This is a genomic window from Actinomyces bouchesdurhonensis (assembly GCF_900128465.1).
GTDB lineage: Bacteria > Actinomycetota > Actinomycetes > Actinomycetales > Actinomycetaceae > Pauljensenia > Pauljensenia bouchesdurhonensis.
The window spans coordinates 402,444-406,462 of sequence record NZ_LT635869.1; the positions used below are offsets into that span (position 1 = coordinate 402,444).

The 4,019-nt window shown below is 65.1% G+C and carries 6 protein-coding genes; 5 read left to right on the top strand and 1 reads right to left on the bottom strand.

What is annotated here, in order from left to right; genetic code table 11:
- Positions 1-163 precede the first annotated feature (163 nt).
- From BQ7477_RS10280 to BQ7477_RS10295, 4 genes are all read left to right on the top strand, one after another.
- Positions 164-1,027, top strand: coding sequence for an HAD-IIB family hydrolase (locus tag BQ7477_RS10280; RefSeq protein ID WP_073983800.1), 864 nt, complete (start codon positions 164-166; stop codon positions 1,025-1,027).
- Between the two features lie 161 nt (positions 1,028-1,188).
- On the top strand, positions 1,189-1,557 hold the full coding sequence (locus BQ7477_RS10285; RefSeq protein WP_073983801.1) for a hypothetical protein: 369 nt from the start codon (positions 1,189-1,191) through the stop codon (positions 1,555-1,557).
- A gap of 296 nt (positions 1,558-1,853) precedes the next feature.
- Positions 1,854-2,396 carry a hypothetical protein gene (locus tag BQ7477_RS12575; protein WP_234968802.1) on the top strand — a complete coding sequence of 181 codons (543 nt, stop codon included), beginning with the start codon at positions 1,854-1,856 and terminating at the stop codon, positions 2,394-2,396.
- A 36-nt stretch (positions 2,397-2,432) separates the two neighbouring features.
- A complete protein-coding gene (locus BQ7477_RS10295) occupies positions 2,433-2,912 on the top strand; it encodes a hypothetical protein (RefSeq protein WP_129582559.1) in 480 nt (159 codons plus the stop codon).
- A gap of 149 nt (positions 2,913-3,061) precedes the next feature.
- Here BQ7477_RS10295 and BQ7477_RS10300 read toward each other — a convergent pair whose 3' ends face one another.
- Entirely contained in the window at positions 3,062-3,658 is a 597-nt protein-coding gene (locus tag BQ7477_RS10300) for a hypothetical protein (RefSeq protein ID WP_073983870.1), read from the bottom strand.
- Between the two features lie 150 nt (positions 3,659-3,808).
- Here BQ7477_RS10300 and BQ7477_RS10305 point away from each other — a divergent pair.
- The coding region (locus BQ7477_RS10305; RefSeq protein WP_200783517.1) for a peptidylprolyl isomerase at positions 3,809-4,019 on the top strand (211 nt) is incomplete at its 3' end.

Genomic DNA, 4,019 nt, shown 5'->3' on the forward strand with positions numbered 1-4,019 from the left:
GCTGCGCCGCCGCATCCTCGCCAGCGTGCGCGAGGGGCGCCAGTAGCGTGGGGACTCCTCGACGAGGACATCCTTTCCCCTGTCCGCGCCCGGAGCCGTGAGGTTGCCCCGGCCTCGTCGCAGGTCGCGCGCACCCGGGTCCCCGGTCGGGCACAATGGAGTCATGACGACCCCCACTGACCCCGCGCGTTACGCGGGCGCCGACCTGCGCCTGGCCGCCGTCGACATGGACGGCACCCTCCTGGATGACGACAAGAACTTCCCGCCCGGCATGGATGAGCTCCTCGACCTGATGGACGAGCGCGGCGTGACCTTCGCGCCCGCGTCCGGCCGCCAGGTGTGGACCCTCATCGACATGTTCCCCGGGCGCCCCGGCATGACCGTCATCGGCGAGAACGGCGGCATCGTCATGCGCGACGGCGTCGAGGTCTCCTCCCACCCCGTCGACACCCCCACCGTGCGTGAGGTCATCCGCCTCGTGCGTGAGGCCACCTCCGTGCCCGATGGGATCGACGGAGGCCTGGTCATGTGCGGCAAGCAATTCGCCTACGTCGAGCGCACCGACGAGGGCTTCGTCGAGGGGGTCATGCCCTACTACCACCGCACCAAGCGCGTCGAGGATCAGAACGCCATCATCGACGCGATCGAGGCCGGGCAGATCGACGACGCGATCGTCAAGCTCGCGGTGTACGTCATCGGTCCGGTTGAGCCGCTCGCGCAGGCCACCCTGGCGAACTTCGCCGACACCCACCAGTACGCGATTTCCGGCGCGAACTGGGCTGACCTGCAGATTCGCGGCGTCGACAAGGGCAGCGCCGTGCGTGACCTGCAGAGGTTCCTCGGCGTCGAGCGCGCCCAGACCGCGGTCTTCGGTGACGCGGGCAATGACCTGTCGATGATGGGCGTGGCGGACCTGTCCTTCGCGATGGCCAACGCGTCCGCGGACGTCGTCGAAGCCGCGCGCTTCGTTGCTCCCTCCAACAACGAGGCCGGGGTTATCCAGGTGTTGCGTGCCCTGCTGAAGTAACGCCCTTGCGCGGGTGAAGACTTACCGATAGTCTCAATTCTTGAAATTCTTGTCAGTTGGAGGACATCGTGAGCGCACCCGCAGGACCGAACCAAGTACCCGGTCCCCACCAGGGATCTCCCCACAACATGGCGGCACCCGGTGGAGCGCAGGCTCGGTCGATGACCTCCCCGCTGACGTGGGATCGCGTGTCCCTGTGGTGCGGCATCGCCGGATTGATCGCCACAGCCATCATCTTCCTGATCGCGACGGTGCTTCGCGGAATTGCCGAGGGCCGCGGTCGAAGCAGTGCACTCCTCACGGGTGCCGACATCGCCGTGATGGCCTTGTTCCTGCCCCTGGCATTCCTCAGCATCGTGGGCGTCATTAGCGGCATCATCGGTCGTAAACAGGCCGTGACCCTGGAGCAGCGCGTGCGGGGTGCGCGCGGCATCCTCCTGAACGTGGTCCCGTGGATCGTCGGCACCGCCGTGGTGAGCGCCCTCGTGATGGCTGCAGCCGCCCTCATGTCCGCCCTCCCGCTTCAGTGACAGTCAACGGAGGAAGCGGACACATCGCCATGTCTCACCAGCGTGCATACCCGGGTGCCCACCAGGGCGCGGCCCCTCTCGGGGTTTTGCGCCTGGCGGATACCCCAACCAGGTGTATTCGCAGGGCTACGCACCCTGGCCGCAGGGACCCGCGGCGATGCGGATCAACTGGCTGGGACTCCTCCTCAACGTGAGTCCATGGGTCACCCTTGCCGTCTTGTTCTTCATGCTCATGAATCTTGTCGGTTCATAGGGCCAATGCCCCAGTCAAGATTCCAATCCAGAAGGAGTTGACAATGAGTCAGCCGACGAACGGACCCGCCCAGAACTACCCATTCCAGCAGGGGCCTGCCCCGGCCTCGTATCCTGGCGTAGCGACGGGGAACGCGCCCGCGTGGCCTGTCGGTGCCCAGGCGGGCGCGGCCCCCTCTCGGGGTTTTGCGCCTGGCGGATACCCCAACCAGGTGTATTCGCAGGGTTACGCACCCTGGCCGCAGGGACCCGCGGCGATGCGGATCAACTGGATGTCCATCATCTGCGGGATCATCGGGTGGGTGATCATCGCCCTGACCGTTGTGGCCATGTGGGTGTCTATCCACTCGGAATCGGTGATGGCCGATCCGAGCGGCGCGGACATCATCGGCTTCTACCCGCTCTTCGCGCTCGGCGCGCTGGGTCCCGCAAACATGATCGGCGGGATCATGGCGCTGGTGAGGATCTCGGAACGACCCAAGACATGGCGACTCAATTGGCTGGGACTGTCCCTCAACGCCAGCCCGTGGGTCATCCTGTTCGTCGTGGTCCCGCTGGTGTCTTTGTTCTTCGTGTTGTTCGGTTGATACTTCAGCGCAATCCTGACTGATAAGGAGTTAATGATGAGTCAGCCGACGAGCGGACCTGCCCAGAACTACCCATTCCAGCAGGGGCCTGCCCCGGCCTCGTATTCTGGCGTAGCGGCGTGGAACACGCCCGCCGGACCCGTCGGAGTCGCGCCGGGTACGCGTCCTACAGTTTTGGGACGCGTCTCCACGGTGTGCGGAATCGCCGCGTGGGTGGTGTTCGCCCTCTCAACAGTGCTCGGCATCCTCTCCTTTGCTACCTCCGCAACGTCATCGTTCGGGACGGGGGGCGGCGACGTCGCTTATACCTTCTCGGTTTTCTACTTCTTCAGCTGGTTCCTCCAGATTCCCCTCACCCTCCTCGGTTTCATCAGCGGCTTCATTGGAATTGGCGCGGCATACGCGCCAGAGCAGCGCCGGGCGAGCAAGAGGGGAATTTTCCTGAACCTGAGTCCGTGGGTGGTGGACACGATTATTTTCCTGGTGACGTTAATCCTCATCGCGAGTGACTTCTAACTGAGTCACCGGAAGCCACGTGATGCTTGAGTGGTGCGACGGCGAACCCGTTGCAGCTCACCGCGCACTCCAGCACAAAGATACGCAGCATAAACGGGTGGGCCGCGACGCATTCCGCGTCGCGGCCCACCCGTAACCGTGTTAGAGCATCAGCCCTCGAACGTCGCTTTCTCAGCTTCCGTGTCCGGAACGAAGGAGTCGGTGTCCAGATCAGCCCAGTACTCCTCGGCCCACGGATCCTCGATCGGCTGCGAACGCTTCCACAGGATGTAGCCAGCGCCGGCGACCGCACCAACCAGGGCGGTCAGGCCGAAAGCGCGCAGGAAGCGGCACTTGCGGCGCTTACGCGTCGGCGTCGCCAGGGCGGCAGCCGAGACCTCAGAGGCGCGGCGAGCACGATCTGACAGGGAACCGCGAGCGGTCAGGGCGGCGCTCGCCTGGTTGACGGCGAGGGCGGCGCGCGGCAGGTAGTCATCCACCAGGTGTCCGCGGGCGTTCTCAATCGCGGGGCCGGCGTGCGCGGCGGCGGCCTGCGCGCGGGCGGCGGCGTTCTCGATGGCGGGGGTCGCGTGCTCAATCGCGTTCGTCAGGGCGGCCTGCGCGCGGGGCGCAGCCCAATCAACGCCCTGGTTCGCCAGATCGGCGGCCCGGACGGCAACCTTCCCGGCGTACACAGCGGCGGCGTCGCGAAGCTGCTCAGAGGTAGCGCGCAGCTTTTTTGCATCGAAAGAAGGCGAAGTAGCCATGATGTCTCCGATTCTGTCCACATTAACTGGGGCGCGGCCGCGCCACTCACTCCTATTGTGCTACATCCGCTTGTGATGTGCAGCCCACCCACCAGCGCGACCCGTGTGACGGACAGGAAACACCCAGGAAAAGATGCAACCATTAACCCCATGAAAGCTATTCTTCACACCACCGCCGGCGACATCACCGCCGAACTGTTCCCCAACCACGCCCCCAATACCGTCAACAACTTCGTGACCCTGGCCAAGGGCGAGCGCGAATGGGTCGACCCTAAGACCGGCCAGAAGACTTCCCGTCCCCTCTACGACGGCACTATCTTCCACCGCGTCATCCCGGGCTTCATGATCCAGGGCGGTGACC

Excerpts from the sequence above, each read along its gene's own strand:
- BQ7477_RS10300 (WP_073983870.1), bottom strand. The coding sequence starts at position 3,658 with ATGGCTACTTCGCCTTCTTTCGATGCAAAAAAGCTGCGCGCTACCTCT.
- BQ7477_RS10295 (WP_129582559.1), top strand. The coding sequence starts at position 2,433 with ATGAGTCAGCCGACGAGCGGACCTGCCCAGAACTACCCATTCCAGCAG.
- BQ7477_RS12575 (WP_234968802.1), top strand. The coding sequence starts at position 1,854 with ATGAGTCAGCCGACGAACGGACCCGCCCAGAACTACCCATTCCAGCAG.
- BQ7477_RS10280 (WP_073983800.1), top strand. The coding sequence starts at position 164 with ATGACGACCCCCACTGACCCCGCGCGTTACGCGGGCGCCGACCTGCGC.
- BQ7477_RS10285 (WP_073983801.1), top strand. The coding sequence starts at position 1,189 with ATGACCTCCCCGCTGACGTGGGATCGCGTGTCCCTGTGGTGCGGCATC.